General features: G+C 67.6%; 15 protein-coding genes. 6 read left to right on the top strand and 9 right to left on the bottom strand.

Going from position 1 to position 15,686, the window contains the following annotated elements:
- Positions 1 to 111: 111 nt before the first annotated feature.
- Positions 112 to 906, top strand: a complete 795-nt coding sequence (locus PGN37_RS06775) for a class II glutamine amidotransferase (protein WP_335330257.1) — start codon at positions 112 to 114, stop codon at positions 904 to 906.
- A gap of 5 nt (positions 907 to 911) precedes the next feature.
- Entirely contained in the window at positions 912 to 1,781 is an 870-nt protein-coding gene (locus PGN37_RS06770) for a MurR/RpiR family transcriptional regulator (RefSeq protein ID WP_335330256.1), read from the top strand.
- A 19-nt stretch (positions 1,782 to 1,800) separates the two neighbouring features.
- Here PGN37_RS06770 and PGN37_RS06765 read toward each other — a convergent pair whose 3' ends face one another.
- Both PGN37_RS06765 and PGN37_RS06760 read right to left on the bottom strand, forming a co-directional pair.
- On the bottom strand, positions 1,801 to 4,683 hold the full coding sequence (locus PGN37_RS06765) for an aminotransferase (protein WP_335330255.1): 2,883 nt from the start codon (positions 4,681 to 4,683) through the stop codon (positions 1,801 to 1,803).
- A gap of 31 nt (positions 4,684 to 4,714) precedes the next feature.
- A complete protein-coding gene (locus PGN37_RS06760; RefSeq protein WP_335330254.1) occupies positions 4,715 to 6,730 on the bottom strand; it encodes an amidase in 2,016 nt (671 codons plus the stop codon).
- 54 nt (positions 6,731 to 6,784) lie between these two features.
- Between PGN37_RS06760 and PGN37_RS06755 the strand changes: the two genes are divergently transcribed.
- Positions 6,785 to 7,456: a TetR/AcrR family transcriptional regulator C-terminal domain-containing protein gene (locus PGN37_RS06755; protein ID WP_335330253.1), complete on the top strand. Its 672-nt coding sequence runs from the start codon at positions 6,785 to 6,787 to the stop codon at positions 7,454 to 7,456.
- A 143-nt stretch (positions 7,457 to 7,599) separates the two neighbouring features.
- Here the strand turns inward: PGN37_RS06755 and PGN37_RS06750 are convergent, their stop codons facing one another.
- On the bottom strand, positions 7,600 to 8,157 hold the full coding sequence (locus PGN37_RS06750) for an FKBP-type peptidyl-prolyl cis-trans isomerase (RefSeq protein ID WP_335330252.1): 558 nt from the start codon (positions 8,155 to 8,157) through the stop codon (positions 7,600 to 7,602).
- Positions 8,158 to 8,218: 61 nt separating this feature from the next.
- Between PGN37_RS06750 and PGN37_RS06745 the strand changes: the two genes are divergently transcribed.
- Together PGN37_RS06745 and PGN37_RS06740 are read left to right on the top strand one after the other, a co-directional pair.
- Positions 8,219 to 8,683, top strand: coding sequence for an SRPBCC family protein (locus tag PGN37_RS06745; RefSeq protein ID WP_335330251.1), 465 nt, complete (start codon positions 8,219 to 8,221; stop codon positions 8,681 to 8,683).
- A gap of 31 nt (positions 8,684 to 8,714) precedes the next feature.
- A complete protein-coding gene (locus tag PGN37_RS06740) occupies positions 8,715 to 9,749 on the top strand; it encodes a zinc-dependent alcohol dehydrogenase family protein (RefSeq protein WP_335330250.1) in 1,035 nt (344 codons plus the stop codon).
- A gap of 2 nt (positions 9,750 to 9,751) precedes the next feature.
- Here the strand turns inward: PGN37_RS06740 and PGN37_RS06735 are convergent, their stop codons facing one another.
- From PGN37_RS06735 to PGN37_RS06720, 4 genes are all read right to left on the bottom strand, one after another.
- A complete protein-coding gene (locus tag PGN37_RS06735; RefSeq protein ID WP_442932864.1) occupies positions 9,752 to 11,026 on the bottom strand; it encodes a S1C family serine protease in 1,275 nt (424 codons plus the stop codon).
- 110 nt (positions 11,027 to 11,136) lie between these two features.
- The gene (gene thiD / locus PGN37_RS06730) at positions 11,137 to 11,976 is read right to left on the bottom strand and encodes a bifunctional hydroxymethylpyrimidine kinase/phosphomethylpyrimidine kinase (protein WP_335330248.1); all 840 of its coding nucleotides are present in this window, start codon (positions 11,974 to 11,976) and stop codon (positions 11,137 to 11,139) included.
- Positions 11,977 to 12,018: 42 nt separating this feature from the next.
- On the bottom strand, positions 12,019 to 13,296 hold the full coding sequence (locus tag PGN37_RS06725) for a sensor domain-containing phosphodiesterase (protein WP_335330247.1): 1,278 nt from the start codon (positions 13,294 to 13,296) through the stop codon (positions 12,019 to 12,021).
- 131 nt (positions 13,297 to 13,427) lie between these two features.
- A complete protein-coding gene (locus PGN37_RS06720) occupies positions 13,428 to 14,237 on the bottom strand; it encodes an LLM class F420-dependent oxidoreductase (RefSeq protein ID WP_335330246.1) in 810 nt (269 codons plus the stop codon).
- Positions 14,238 to 14,399: 162 nt separating this feature from the next.
- Here PGN37_RS06720 and PGN37_RS06715 point away from each other — a divergent pair, with 162 nt between their 5' ends.
- Positions 14,400 to 14,549 carry a hypothetical protein gene (locus tag PGN37_RS06715; protein WP_335330245.1) on the top strand — a complete coding sequence of 50 codons (150 nt, stop codon included), beginning with the start codon at positions 14,400 to 14,402 and terminating at the stop codon, positions 14,547 to 14,549.
- 17 nt (positions 14,550 to 14,566) lie between these two features.
- Here PGN37_RS06715 and PGN37_RS06710 read toward each other — a convergent pair whose 3' ends face one another.
- Positions 14,567 to 14,917 (bottom strand): nuclear transport factor 2 family protein, encoded by a 351-nt coding sequence (locus PGN37_RS06710; protein ID WP_335330244.1) that lies wholly within the window; start codon positions 14,915 to 14,917, stop codon positions 14,567 to 14,569.
- Between the two features lie 32 nt (positions 14,918 to 14,949).
- Positions 14,950 to 15,654, bottom strand: coding sequence for a VOC family protein (locus PGN37_RS06705; protein ID WP_335330243.1), 705 nt, complete (start codon positions 15,652 to 15,654; stop codon positions 14,950 to 14,952).
- Between the last annotated feature and the right edge of the window lie 32 nt (positions 15,655 to 15,686).

Below are 15,686 nucleotides of genomic sequence, written 5' to 3'. Positions count from 1 at the left end.
GGAACTCCTCGGGCGGTGGCGGTCACGTTCACGCTATGTCATAAATGTTTCAGAGTCTTTAACTTTGTCTGTTTATGATCGATTCATTAGATCCGACGAACGGGGTTGCCGATGTGCCGGCTGTTGGGTGTTGCGTCGGCCGAACCGACCTCGGTGGCCGATGTCGTGGGTCAGGCGGTACTAACCGACTTCCTCGCGCTGACGAAGATCCATGGTGACGGGTGGGGCGTCGCCTCTATGCTCGAGCCCGATGACGTTCCGCACGTGGAGGTTTCACCGGACAGCGCGATCGGTGATCCCGTCTTCGGCACGGCGGTCAAGGAGTCGGCACGCGCATCGGTGGTCCACCTGCGCTGGGCGACCAACGGCTTGGCGGTCAGGCCGGAGAACTCCCACCCGTTCGGAGCCGATGGGCTGGCGATGGCCCACAACGGCTCGATCAAGCCGATGGCCATGCTCGACCAGCTGCTGGACCCCTCGATGATGGCCACGTTGAAAGGCACCACCGACAGTGAGCGCTACTTCGCGCTGATTCGCCAGTACCGGCCAACGGCCCCCGATCTTGCCGAGGCCGTGCGGCGGGCGGTCGCTGCGTTGCGCGGCATCTACCCCGACGCCAGCCTCAACGCGCTGGTGCTGGGGGAGGGTCGGCTCATCGCGGTGCACGCGCATGCTCGAAGTGTGTTGCTGGACGAGGACATCGAAGAGATCAGCGCGACCGATCTGCCCGCCGAACATCTCGAGGACTATTTCTCGTTGCGCGTCGCCCGTCTCGACGACGGGACGGTCGTCATCGGTTCCACCGGATTCGGCGATCTGCCGTGGCGGCCGCTGCCGCCCGAGAGCGTCGCGGAGGTCGTGCTCGACGATCTGTCGATGACGGTGCGGCCGATCATGGCAGATTGACCGCCATGACCGAACACAGCGAGTCGGTGGCCGCGCGCACCAGTGCCGCGTTGGCCGGGCTGAGCCGCGCAGAACGTCGGGTGGGCAGAGCACTGCTGGCCGACTATCCCAGCGCGGGCCTCAGCAGCGCCGCCCGGCTCGCAGAACGGGCCGAGGTGAGCCCGCCGACGGTGCTGCGTTTCGCGCAGTCACTGGGATACGACGGGTTCGCCGGTCTGCAGGTGGCATTGCGCGCCGAACTCACCCGGCAGTCGAGCGGGCCACTGACCCGGCTCGCCGATGCGCCTCCTCCGGCCGGGAGCCACCTCGAACGACTCCTGCATCAGGCACGTACGCAGAACGAGCGCGCCGAGCAGACGCTGGCGCAGTTGCCGGTGGCGACGCTCGAGGCCGCGGTGACGCTGATGGCCGACACCACGCGGCCACTGCATCTCCACGGCGGCCGGTTCTCCCACCTCCTGGCCGTCTATCTGGCAGCGCATCTCGAGCAGTTGCGGCCCGGCGTGCGGTTACTCTCGGACCCCAAGGGGACCGATCTCGGCACGATCATGGACCTCAGCCGACGAGATGTGGTCGTGCTCTTCGACTATCACCGTTATCACCGCAGCGCCGCGGAACTCGCCGACGTCGTTCATCGGGCCGGGGCGACCCTGTTGCTCATCACCGACGACATGGCCTGCCCGGTGGCACCCGACGCCGAGGTCGTGCTGGCCGCCTCGAGCACGGTCGGCACTGTCTACCAGAGCATGTCGGCAGGATTTCTGCTCACCGAACTGCTGATCCCGCTGGTGATGGATGCAATCGGCGAGCCGGCGCGCACCCGAATGGCGCTGTGGGAGGAGCGGCGGCGAGGAGAGGTGCTGGATCAGACCTGACGCAGGGTCGTCAGCCGGTTCACCAGCCCGTCGCCAGGACGCGATCGAGGCAGTCGACGAAGTAGTCCGCCGATTCCCTCGACACGCACAGGGGCGGCTTGATCTTCAGCACGTTCAGGTAGTCGCCGGTGGGCTGCATGATCACCCCGAGCGTCAGCAGGCGGTCGCAGATCGCCGCGGTCTCCTCGGTGGCAGGCTCGAGTGTTTCTGTGTCGCGGACGAATTCGAGACCGAGGTAGAGACCCGAGCCGTGCACGGTTCCCACGATCGGATGCGACTCGGAGAGCGCAGACAACCGGTTCTTCAGATGCGCCCCCACGACGCGGGCGTTCTCCTGCAGGCCCTCGTGCTGGATCACGTCCAGGACGGCGAGGCCAATCGCCGACGACACCGGCGACCCGCCCGTGGAGGAGAAGAAGTACCCCTGCGAGCGATAGCGTGCCGCGATCGCACGGCGGGTGACGACGATGCCGATCGGCTGTCCGGCGCCCACCGATTTGGCGACGGCCACGACGTCGGGCACGACCCCCTGCTGCTGGAATCCCCAGAACCATTCGCCGAGACGCCCGTAGCCGACCTGCACCTCGTCGGCGATCGCGACGCCGCCGTGCCGACGCACCGCCGAGTACACCTGATCGAGATACCCGTCGGGCAATGCGACACCGCCGGCGTTGCCGAAGTACGACTCGCAGATGAATCCCGCGGGCGGTGTCCCCACGTCGGCGAGCCCGTCGATCACCGCTACGGCCTCTGGCGCGTACCTGGCGGCGTCGGCGCCGCGATGTACTCCGCGATAGCCGTTCGCGGCGTCGACGGTGTGCACCCATGCCGGCCGGGTGGACAGCGCATTCGGATTGTCGGCGATCGACGTGGACACCGCATCGCTGGCGAACGTCCAGCCGTGATAAGCCTCCCGCATCGCGACGATGTCGGCACGGCCCGTGGCGGCCATCGCGATGCGGATCGCGAGATCTGTTGCCTCCGAACCGGAGTTGACGAAGAACACGGTGTCGAGCTCCTCGGGCAAGGTGTCCGAGACCCGCTCGGCGAACTCGGCGATCACGCCGTAGTTGAAGCGCGAGTTGGTGTTCAGCAGGTGCATCTGCCGGCTGGCCGCCTCCACCACCTTCGGATGGGCGTGCCCGACGGACGCGACGTTGTTGACCATGTCGAGATAGACACGGCCGTCGGTGTCGGCGAGGTATTCACGCCAGCCGCGTTCGATCCGGGGAGGCTCGGCGTAGTAGTGCTCCTGGACGTCGGCGAGTACCCGGTGTCGGCGCACGAGCGTGTCGTCGCGCCGCTGGCCTGCCTGCGGCGGAAGTCCGATCAGCGGGCCAGGGTCACCGGCCAGGCGGCGCCAACCGCCTACGGAGCGGGCATCGACCAGCAGCGGGACCGGGTCCTCACTCACGCGCGTGTGCTGGAGCTCGATTCGCGTGTTCGCCGGCAGTGCGATTCCGTTGGGGGAGAACCCCGTCAGCCGGACCACGTGATCGGCCGTCGAGATCACGACGCCGTCGTCGGTGTGGTTGAGCTCTGCACCCGCAGGGATGTCGAGCGTGGTGTCGTGCGCGAGCCAGACCGTGAGCGCGGTGGAAACGGTCGTCGGGGCAGCGGGTGTGCGCATCGGGGCACCGGTGAGCCGCGGGCGCCATGCCGGAATCACCACGGCGGAAGCACCTTCGGACAGGGCGGTCGCAGCGACCTCGCCCAGCGTCGACTCCTCCGTCCACCGTCCCTCGTCGTTCACCGGCGCTGTCGTACCGACATCGAGCACCGTCGCTCCGGTGAGGCCGGCGATCACCGGCGGTCCGCTCCACACCGGTCCGGGGCGAACGGGCAGGTCCACCGCGTCGCGGATCAGCGTGCTCATCACCGGGAAAGGAACACTGATCGCCTGCTCGAGGATGAGGAGCTCGCGATCGAGCGCCGAATCGGCGTAGGCGTTCTGTGCGTCGATGCGGACCTGCTGCCGGCCGCTGAGTACGAGCACCACGCCGCGTAGCGCAACCAGCGGCCAGAGCGCGTCGACCTCGTCCTCGGTCAGAGGACGCCGCGCATGGAATGCACTGATGGCGGGCAGCGCATCGACGGGGGTCAGCCCGTCGTGGTGGAGCAGCGACGAGACGGTGACGGCGATCTCGCCGACCGCCCATGACTCGCTGACATCGCCGAAATCGATGATGCCGTCCGGCAGGGCGCACGGCCCGTGCGGGGCGACGACGTTGTCATCGGTCAGGTCGAAATGGCCGAGCTGCAAGGGAAGCCGGGATGCGACGGGTGTGAGATGGCTCCGGGCAGCATCGGCAACCGAGACGGCGAGGTCGCGGATGTGGGCGTCCGGCTCGTCGCGCAGCAGCGTGTCGATCACCCGATCAGCGTGGCGCAGATCCCACTGCAGCACGCGGCCCGCTGCCGGGTGCGTGACATCGGACAGCGCCACACTGACCTTCGCGGCGAGTTCGCCCATCCGTGCCACGGCCGCGGGAGAGAGGTAGCCCGATCCCATCAGCGTCGTGCCGCCCACGAACTCGAGGACGCGTGCATGCAGTCGACCGGCAGAGGTGTCCCACCACGCGGACATCGGGCCGTCAGCCCCGAGGACGACGCGGGGAATGCGCAGCGTCGGCTCGCGCTCGGCAACGGTGTCGGCAGCCAGACTCTGCAGGTCGATCTCCGCCTCGGAGAAGGCCGGGTTGGTCAGCTTCAGCACGCCGATCGGCTCGCGTGTGTCCTGATCGGTGAGCAGGAAATTCTGATCCTGTTGACTCCCCAGTTCTTTGAGGTCGCAAGCCGCGGAGAAGGACTCCTGCAGATGGCGGCGGACCTCGTCGACAGCGAGGCCCGGGGCGGGCAACTCGGCGTGCGCGAAGAAGTCGAACACCTCGGTCTCGGTCATCAGATGCCTCTTCTCGGCGCGACGATGGGGGTCAGAGCGGTGAGCCTACGGTGGTCGCCATCGCACCCGCGACAGCTCCGTCCTCGCGGCGGGCGACGACGACGATCAGCGGCCCGTAGGGCGGGCGCCATTCGCTGTGCGCGCGGTCATGGCGCCCGGCGGGCAGCACACACGAACCCGTCATCTCGTCGAGGGCCACCCGCTCACCATCGACGAAAGCAGTGGTCTCCGCAGGGAATTCGCCATCGACGTCCACCCGGAAGGTGAGCGTGGTGCGGCCGTCGTCGCCGGGAAGGGTCGCTACCTGCGATACGTGGATGCCCATGTCGCCGTCGGCCGGGTGGCACGACGTGTCGAACACGGCCTCCCCGGGCAGCGCGGGGGTGCGCAGCGGGGGAGTGCGCCGCGGCCGAAGGCCCTCGACGGCGCGGGCCAGTCGCAGCAGCGTCGTGTCCGAATACGCGGGCCCCGCGAGCGTCAGGCCGACCGGCATGCCGGTGTCGTCCATCGTGCCCATCGGCACGGTGACCGTGGGAATGCCGAGGTGGCGGGGGACCAGGTTGCCGTTGGACACCCAGACACCGTTGCGCCAGGCGACCTCGGCCGAGGCGGCGTCGACGTCTGCATCGGCTGGACCGACGTCTGCAGCCGCAGGGAAGATGACGGCGTCGAAGCCGTTGTCGGACAACCACTTCTCGAAGTCTGTGCGCCGGGTCTCTTCCAAACCCCGCATTCCCGCTTCCACCGAGGGGATTCGGTCGAAGGGCACGATGCCGGCGCGCGCCCGGTCGACGTACTCCGCGAGGTCGTAGGCGATGTCGAACGGGAAGAATCCGTACTGGTCCGGCAGGGCCCCCGTCGGTGCGGGGAAGATGAGCGACCCGTCCACGGATGCGAGATCGTCGGGCCCCGAATCGGCCACCGACCGGAGGAAGGCATCGAACGCCCACATCGACAGATCCCACACCTCACGGTCGAGGAACTCGGCGGGGACCACACCGCGTTCGACCATCGTGCGCGAATCCGGATGCAGCCCTTCGTAGTTCTCCACGACTGGGAAGTCGGTCTCGATGACGTGGGCGCCTGCGGCGGTCAGATCGTCGCGCATGGCCCGCCACAACGTCATCACCGAGTCGCGGGTGCGGATCGGGAAGGCGCTGTCGGGATCGCCGTTGATGTAGAGCCGCGGCACCGCCAGGCGTAAGCCCTCCAGGGGCAGCGGTGCGAGGTCGGTGAACGACGGTGGTCGCACGGCCGAGGCGGCAGGAATCTCGACCCATTCCTGCATCCGCCAGAGGTCCCCGTCGCGCACCGGATCGTCGTCGACGATGACGTCGAGGAGATGGAGCAGATCGTCCACCGAACGGGTGTGGGGGACGACGACATCCATCGTCGGGACCAGTGGCCAGTTGCCGCGGATGGAGATCACACCCCGCGACGGGGTGTAGGCGACGAGCGCATTGTTCGACGCGGGGGCACGGCCTGATGACCAGGTCTCCTCGGCGAGGCCGAAGGCGCCGAAGCTCGCCGCGGTGGCCGTTCCCGAGCCGTTCGACGATCCCGAACCGAAGGCAGACGTCAAATAGTCTGCGCAGTAGGGACTCTCGGCGCGACCGTAGAGCCCTCGTTGCATGCCACCGGCAGCCATCGGCGGCATGTTCGTCAGCCCGAGGCAGACGGCCCCCGCCGAGCGCAGTCGGCCGACCGCGAACGCGTCGTCATCGGCGACGAGATCGGCGAATGCCGGTGAACCGGCGGTCACCGGCAAGCCGCGAACCTTGAAGCTGGCCTTTGCCGTGAACGGTATTCCGTCCATTGGTCCGAGGGACTCTCCGCGCGCCCGGCGCCGGTCCGAGGCATGCGCCTCGTCGAACGCCGCCGGATTGAGTACCGGAACCGCATTGAGCAGGATTCCGGAGCGGTCGTAGTGCCCGATCCTGTTGAGGTAGCGGGCGACGAGCTCGACGCTCGTCACGGCGCCGCTGTCCAGAGCGCCGCGCACGGCAGCGAGGTCGGCATCGACGACCGTGAAATCACCGGATGTCATGTACTGGAGCCTGTGCATTCGACCGACACGCGGTAAAACATACACTGTCGGTTTATGCTCGGGAAGGATTCGCGTTCCCGAGCCCGAGAGGAGAACGCCATCGCTCGACCACCTCGTCCGCTCCTCCACAGGGATCTGATCGCCCGCACCGCGCTGGCGCTCATCGATCGTCATGGCGTCGACGGCGCCAGCATGCGACGGGTGGCGCAGAAGCTGAACGTCAACCCGACGTCGCTCTACAACCACGTCCCGGACCGCGCCGCCATGATTGAAGACGTCCGAGCCCTGGTGTCGGAGCGCATCGATTCGCGGCCGCTCCGCGAACGCTCCTGGGAGGAGGGCCTCGCCGAGTGGGCGCGTTCGTACCGCCGTGCTTTCGCGCGCCACTCTCGCGCTATTCCGCTGCTGATGACGACCCGAGCATCGGCGCCGGTGCTGCTCGCCGAGTACGAGGATTTCGCCGTCGCGGCCGAGGCCGCCGGGTGGCCGACCGACGAGGTCCTGCCGCTGCTGACGGCGTTCGAGTCGTTCATCCTCGGCAGCGTGCTCGACATGTCGGGACCCGCCGTGATGTTCGACCCGACCGGGCAGGAGGAGCGGTTCCCGCGCTTCACCGCCGCCTACGCGACGTTGGACGACCACGACGCCGCGGACCCGATCGCGACCCGGGCGTTCGAGCGCGGGCTGGCGATGTTGGTCGCCTCGGCGAGACCTTCACGGAATTGAGCTGACGCCTGTGGAGTCGGAGTTCGAGGCCGACGTCTACCTGGTTCCGCTGAAAGTAGCGCTGCGTCGTGCCGAGGGCGTCGACGACGGCGACCGGGTGCGAATCCGGGTGCGGGTGGGCCCGGATCGCCAGGATGGCCCGCTCAGGCGGTGGCGTCGAGGATCTTGATCGCGAAGACCAGGGAATCGCCGGGCAGGATGCCTGCGGCGGGCTGGCCGTTGGGATAGCCATCGGCCGACGTCATCGCGACCGCCACCGTGGAGCCGACATGTTGACCGGCGATCGCCTTCTGGAAACCGGGCACCACGCCGCCCAGCGGGAAGTCGACCGGAGTGCCACGCTGGTAACTGCTGTCGAACACCGACCCGTCGCGTCCGTTGACACCCTGGTAGCAGACCGACACTGTTGCGTCGTCGCCGACGACGGCGCCCGACCCGGCCTGCAGCGTGTGCACCTGGGTTTCGGTGACCGTGAACGGTGGCGTGACGGTGACGAGCGGCGCCGCGGTGTCGGTGGAGCCGGTGACGGCGACGCTGCCGGTGGCGCCGGGGAGCGTCCATTCGGCAGCGGTCGCGCTGCTCGGCGCGGCTGTCGGGCATGCCGCTGCCTGCGCCTCGGAGGACCCGCAGGCGGTCAGGGCCAGGGTCGAGCCGACACAGACGGCGACGGCGAATGAGGACGGCAGACGGCGCAGAAGCATTCGTGCCACGCTACCGTCCCGCAGGTTTGAGGACGTGGTGGGTCTGGGCAATGAGGAAGGCATGAGCGACGACAACAAGGTGACAGTGGAACGGACCATCGACGCATCCGCCGACGCTGTCTTCGATGTCCTGTCCAATCCGAATCGGCATCCAGCCCTCGATGGGTCGGGATTCGTCCGGAGTGTCCACCATGCCGACCGCATCCAGAAGGTCGGTGATGTGTTCACGATGAACATGGCCGGCGATCACATGGGTGGCGAGTACAAGACCGACAATCACGTCACCGGGTACGTCAAGGACAAGTTGCTGGCATGGCAGACCGCTCCCGCCGGCACCGAGCCTCCGGGCTGGGAATGGTTGTGGGAGATCGACGCTCAGGGCCCCAACGCGACACTGGTCCGTCACACCTATGACTGGTCCAAGGTCACCGACAAGGATCTGCTGAAGAAGGTCAAGTTCCCGTTGGTGACCGAGGATCAGTTGGCCGACACGCTGTCTCGGCTGGCGGCCGAAACCTCGTCCTGATTCGTCGGCCTGCCCGCGTCAGACTGAGCTGATGCGCGCACTGGTGATGGACAGTATCGGCGGCCCCCTCACTGTCCGAACTGTTCCCGATCCGAGCCCACGGCCGGACGGCGTCGTCGTGGCGGTGCAGGCCACCGGGCTGTGCCGTAGCGATTGGCACGCATGGGCGGGTCACGAAACGCTCGCGTTGCCGCACGTTCCAGGCCACGAGTTGGCAGGAGTCGTCGAGGCGGTCGGTGAAGAGGTCCGCTCGTGGCGGGTGGGCGACCGGGTGACCGTGCCGTTTGTCTGCGGGTGCGGTGTCTGTACGTGGTGTCGATCCGGGAACGCCCAGGTCTGTCCCCGGCAGGAGCAGCCGGGGTTCACCTACTGGGGATCGTTCGCCGAATACGTCGCGCTGCCCGCCGCCGACACCAACCTCGTGGGGCTTCCCGACTCTGTCGACTTCGCGGCCGCCGCGGGACTCGGCTGTCGATTCGCCACGGCGTACCGTGCTCTCACGGCGGTGGGTGGACTCGAGCGCGGACAGTGGTTGACCGTCGTCGGAGCCGGCGGCGTCGGTTTGAGCGCAGTGATGATAGGTAAAGCGTTGGGCGCCAACGTGATCGCGGTGGACCGCACCGCGGGCGCACTGGCCGCCGCCGAAGCTCTCGGCGCTGACCACACCGCCATCGCCGGCGCCGAGACAGCAGCACAGATCCACGAGATCACCGGCGGCGGAAGTCATGTCGGAGTGGACGCGGTGGGGCACGAGTCGGCGTGCGCGTTGTCCATCCTCAGCCTTCGCCGGCGGGGTCGTCACGTGCAGGTGGGCTTGCTGCCTCCGGTCGGCGGGCATCCACGCCTACCCATGGATCGGGTGATCGCGTGGGAGCTCTCCGTGTCGGGCAGCCACGGAATGGCGGCCGCGGACTACCCACCGATGGTGGCGATGATCGACCGCGGCGAGCTGCGACCGCAGGATCTGATCGAACGAACGATCAGCCTCGAGGAGGCCGCGGAAGCTCTGCCGGCCGTCGACACGGCGTCGCCGGCCGGCATCACGATCATCGACCCCGGCGCCTGATCTCAGGCACTACCCAACGTGACCTGCGCGGTCCGGGTCGCCCCGGAGTCGTCGCGGTAGGTGACAGACACCTGATCACCCGGCGCCTTGGAGCGCACGGCCGCCGCCAGGGCCTCAGGTCCGTCGATGATCTGGTCGTTGATCCTCGTGATCACCGCTCCGCTGGACAGGCCGGCGGCAGCGGCGGGACTTCCGGCGGCCACCTGCGCGATTGCCGCACCACCGGTGTCCGCGCCGTCACCGGACGCGTCGCCCAGCTGCACCCCGAGCGACCCGTGGCTGGCGGTGCCGGAGGAGATCAACTCGTCGGCGATGCGCTTGGCCTGGTCGGACGGGATCGCGAAGCCGAGGCCGATCGACCCGCCGCCGGATCCGGAACCCATGCTGGCGCCCGCCGAGTTCACGCCGATGAGATCTCCGTTCATGTCCACCAGCGGTCCACCCGAGTTGCCGGGATTGATGGCGGCATCGGTCTGCAGCGCATCGAGGACGACGGGGGCGCTGCCTTCGCCGTCACCAGCGGCCACCGGTCGATTCAGTGCGCTGACAATGCCCTTTGTGACCGTTCCTTGGAGGCCGAGTGGAGATCCGATGGCGACGACCTCCTGGCCGATCTTGACGTCCTTCGAGGAGCCGATGGTGATCGGCGTGAGGCCGGTGACACCCTCGGCGCGCACGACGGCCAGGTCACCGGTGGGATCAGTGCCGACGACGCTGAACGGCACGCTGCGTCCGTCGGAGAACGTGACCGTCGCCGACGAGTCACCGCTGTCGAAGGCCGCGGGCTGTGCACCCGCACCGCCTTGGGCCATAGGCGCCACGACGTGGTTGTTGGTCAGGATCAACCCGTCCGGGCTGAGCACGATGCCCGATCCTTCGGCCATACCTTGACCTGCGGCGATCTGCAGTTTCACGACGCTGGGCATCACCTTGGCGGCGACGGCCTCCACCGAACCGGGCGCAGCGTTGGCAGCGGGTTTCACGGCCTGGGCGGATGCCGCTGCCGGTGTCGTGGCTGCCGACGGCTGGTGGTCGGTCACGGCTACCGCGGCTGCGGCGCCGATGCCGCCGCCGGCGATGGCGACGGCCGCAGCGCCCGCGAGCACCAGACCACGCGGGGTGCGTGACTGCCGGTTGCGGCGTGGCATGTGCGGCCCACCCGGCGCAGGCGGTTGCGGCCACGGTGCCGCGCTGCCCGGCTGCGGGTTGTGGGGGGCGGGCCAGCTTCCGCGCGCCCAATAATGATGGGGCGGGGCAGGTGGGGGCGGGGTCGCCATCGGTGGTGTTCCCTTCGAAGGTTGGCATCAAGAAGTCGGTTGATGCCACCCTGCCCACGGCATCTGAGACCGCACTGAGAGCACACTCAGCAAACACCGAGAAGTTTGCGTCAGCGATACAGGCTGGCCATGCCGTTGACGGGACCGAGTCCGTGACCGAGGGGATAGGCCTCGCGGATGCACTCGGTCACCCACATCTTGCCGAACGCCACCGCGTCGGGAACCGACTGGCCGTGCGCCAACGCCGCCGTGATCGCCGCACCCAGGGTGTCGCCGGCACCGTGGTCATCCCGGGTGTCCACGCGGGCCGCAGCGAACTCGTGGAATTCCGAACCGTCGAAGAGGAGGTCCGAGCTGACGCGAGACGTGCGTAGGTGGCCTCCTTTGACCAGCGCCCACTGCGGTCCCAGCGCGTGCAACGCCCGGGCCGCGTCGCGCTGGGTGTCGGCGTCCACGACATCGATGCCCACCAAGAGGCGTACTTCGTCGAGGTTCGGCGTGACCAGCGTGGCCAACGGAATCAAGTCGTCGCGCATGGCATCGAGCGCACTGGGGTGCAGCAACGGCTCGCCCGCATTGGAGGCACACACCGGATCGACCACGAAAGGGACTGTGTCGGTGAGCTTGTCGGCCGACCAGGTGGCGACGATCGCCTGGATGATCGCAGTGGAGGCGAGCATGCCGGTCTTGGCCGCTTCGATCCCGATGTCGGAGGCCACCGCGCTGATCTGCGCGGCGACCACCTCCACGGGTATCTCGTGAAAAGCTTTGACGCCCAAAGAGTTCTGTACCGTCACAGCCGTCACCGCAGCGCAGCCGTGCACACCGAGCATCGCGAACGTACGCATGTCGGCCTGCAGGCCGGCGCTGCCACCGGAGTCCGAACCCGCGATCGTCATCACGCGGCGCGGTGTCTGCCCGGGTGGGGTCAGCGGAAGACGGTTCGTCATCACGGGTGATTGTAAAGGGGTGGTCGGCGCCCCGACCTTGATCTACGACGCGTCGGGGTGACGCGCCCCCGGCCGGCCGAAGAGATACCCCTGTCCCCACTGCACGCCGAGCTCCGACAAGGTGGCCTGCTCGTCACGTCTCTCGATGGCCTCGGCGATCGTGATGGCTCCCGTCTCTGCGCAGAGCCGGACAATGGCAATCACAAGGGCACGTTTGGCCGGATCGCGATCGATGTCCGACGTGAGCGATCCATCGATCTTGATCACGTCTGGCCTCAGCTGCAGGATCTGCTTGAAGCTCGCGTATCCCGCTCCGGCGTCGTCGATAGCAAGTCGAATACCGCTGTCCCGCAGAGGTTTCAGAGCGTCAGCCAGCCCATCGGGAAAAGGCTCGTACTCGGTGATCTCCAGCACCAGGGGCGTATCCGCAGCCAGCAACGCATCGTGCAGACGTGCGTCCATCGCCGTCGAGGGACTGGCGTTCACGGCGAGAAAGCAGTCGGGAGGGACAGTTCCGACCCCCGCGAGCACCGTGGACAGGGCGGCCAACTCGAGGGGCACACCGCGCCCGAGGCGACGGGCGACGTCGAACCAGTAGGCGGGCGATCGTTCTGCACCGCTGGGGAACCGGCACAACCCTTCGAAGCCCACGACCGATTCCGAGCCCAGCTCCACGATCGGCTGATAGACGGCCCTCAGCGGTGACGGCGCTGCCAGCAGATCGTTCACGCGCTGATGGAGCGCATCCTCACGGGCCATGTCGGGAAGCAGGACAGACGCCAGGAACTGCGCGGCCAGATCGCGACCCTCGTGGTGAGGATCGCCGAGGAAGTCGTCCAGCATCGACGCGAGTTCGGTGTGTGACCCGATCAGAGCCGAGATGAACCGTGCGGTTGCCTCCATCGCGGCGATGTCGCGCTCGGTGAACCTGGACGTATCTGCAGCTGTGAGACTCAGTGCCCCGATCCCGTTGCCACGGTGCAGGAGCGGGATCACGACCAGGGATCCGATGCCGAGGCGCGCACCGATGACGCGGACCTCGTCGGTCAGCTCGGCATCAGCCAGCGGGTCGAGACTGATCTGCGGACGCCCGGTGGCGATGGCCCGCCCCTGGAACGTGCCCTCCCGGGGCAGAGTCAGCCCCAGCAGCGGTTCGACCAGACCGTGGGCGGAAACGACAACGAACTTGTCCTCGGGCGTCAACAGACTGACTGCCGCTCCGTCGGCTTTCGGCGTGAGCAGGCACATCTGCTCGGCGATCCTCTGCATCAGCGCTGAAGGATCGATGGACGCGTTGATCGCGGCGACGAGGTTTTGCAACGTCGGAGCCTAGCGAGGTCCGCATTTCTCGTGGCTAGAGCGCATCACTGGTGTCCTCCCCGTTGCCAGCAGCCATTTTTGGCTGCAGCCAACGTATCAGCGAAGTGTCGCAGGGAGTGTCAATACACGCATCACTCGTCGTCGCGCCAGGCGAGGACATCCTTGAGAGCAGCGAGGTCGTATCCGTCGTCAGCAGTGAGTTCGGTCTGGAACAGCGTGACGCCGGCCTCGCGGAAGCTGTCGGCCGTGCGCCTGTTCTGCCAGAGCGTCGAGCGTTCGATGTCCGCTCCGCTGCGGCCGTATGTCGCAGCCAGCTCGTCCACCCGATCGCTGAGCCGGCGGAATGTGTCGAGTTCGGCGAACGCGTGCCAGATGTCGGCATGGCGGGCGACGGCAGGGAGAGAGCGTTTGGGTCCGGTGCCACCGATGAGGATCGGCAGCTCGCGCACCGGCGGCGGAATCAGTGCGGCCAGCCGGTTTTCGATGCGGATCAGGCTCTCGTCGAAGAGGTCGAAGCGGGATCCGAAGGTGCCGAAGTCGTACCCGTAAGTGGTGTAATCCTTTTCGTACCATCCGGCGCCGAGTCCGAGGATGAGCCGACCGCCGCTGATGTGATCGACGGTGCGTGCCATGTCGGCGAGCAGGTCCGGGTTGCGGTAGCCGACGCCGGTGACGAGTAGACCGATATCGGCGTGCGAGGTGATCTCGCCCCACGACGCGAGCGCGGTCCATCCTTCGAAGTTGGCGACATCGGGCTGCACCTCGGCCAGCACGGGTTTGCCGTCGACCAGGGCGTCCATCACCGGGCGGTGGAAGTGGTCGTAACCGAAGATCACGTCGACACCGAGATCGTCGGCGGCGACCACGGCATCGCGCCAGCTGCGGTAGTCGGGCGTACCGCCGGGCTGGATCTGCACGGCTACACGGACGGGACGGGTCATGGCTGCTCCTGAGTCGGGGGAGGGGCGACTCTTCAGCCAATTCGTGAGGTGCCGGGTTTATTCCGACCCGAACGGCGTCGCGGGTTCAGCATCGCCCAGACGGGGCACTCTCGCGGCGAACCGGCACTGACACGGTGCCGTACCACGAGAGGACCCCACGACATGACGATGCCCAGCGACGCTGCCGACGCGGTCGACTCAGACGGTACGAATGACGGCCCGCGCGATCACGACGGCGTCGACACCGAGCACACCGCCTATGTCGACGACGACAACGTCCCCCACCCGGGAGACGCCAACGAACAGCGCTGATCCCGAGAGAGGCGCCATCACACGAGGTACGTCCCGTGCCCTTCGACGACGAGGTCGCCCGCGAAGCGCAGGACTTCGTTGACGAGTCCGCCGCGCTGGTTTCGGTAATTGATGACGATGACGTCGACCCCTTCGTAGACGGCCTCGACGGTGAAATGCAGATCGGGCCGCAGACTCAGCGCCCGAACCCAGTAATCGCGGAGTGCCGCCTTGCCTTCGACCCGGCCACCGGTCGCCGGAAGCACCTGCGCGGCGACCGGTGAGGTGAACACCACGGCGTCATCGAAATGGTCGAGGACTGCGTCCACGTCGTGGGCGTTCCACGCATCGACCCACCGCTGGCTGAACATCTCCGCATCGATCCCCATGCGGCACGCTAACCAGCCGAATGCGCCGTCGTCTACCGCTTTTCGGGCAGATAGCCGGACTCGCACAGCTGGTTTCGTTCCGGATCGGTCGCGACCACGGACGACTCCCCACAGACGGGACACGGGTCCGCGGCATCGGCGCCGGGCGACGGTTCAGTGAGTGGACCCGTGACGGCCAATCGCAGATGGAGCCGCCCTGGGCCGTTCGGGGGGTTCGGGTGTCGGACGAACTCCAACGCCGGCCCGGCCGGGCTGTATCGCACGGACGTGAACTCGGGATGGCTTCCGATCGCTGGTGCGTCGACCAGCGCAGCCCAGAACCGGCCGACGGCCAGCGGATCCCTGGTGTGCGTGACGACCGCCGCGAGAGGACCGCAGCCGAGATAGTCCTCGCGCGGTTCGAGGATGCAGAACGCGTTGCCGTCGGGGTCAGCCATCACACGCCACGGCACGTCACCCTGACCGATGTCGACATGCCGGGCGCCGAGGGCCAGTGCACGCTCGACCAGTTCGGCCTGGTGCGTCGGTGATGCCGAGGCCACGTCCAGGTGCTGCCGAGGGGACTCGTGGTGCGCCACAGTCGACCGGAGGAACAGCAGGACAGCGCGGTCGGAAACCTCCACCACGCAGTCATCCGTGTCGGCGCTGAGATCGCATTCCAGCAGGTGTGCCCAGAACTCGCCCAGCGGCAGCGGATTCCGCGATTGCACCACCACGGTCATGCGGTCGACACCCACGCACACGACGGTAGCGCTCACGCCCGAACCGA

Source organism: Mycobacterium kyogaense, from assembly GCF_036946525.1.
GTDB lineage: Bacteria > Actinomycetota > Actinomycetes > Mycobacteriales > Mycobacteriaceae > Mycobacterium > Mycobacterium kyogaense_A.
The sequence above is the reverse complement of the archived record's forward strand: the minus strand, read 5'-3'. Positions and strand labels throughout refer to the sequence as shown.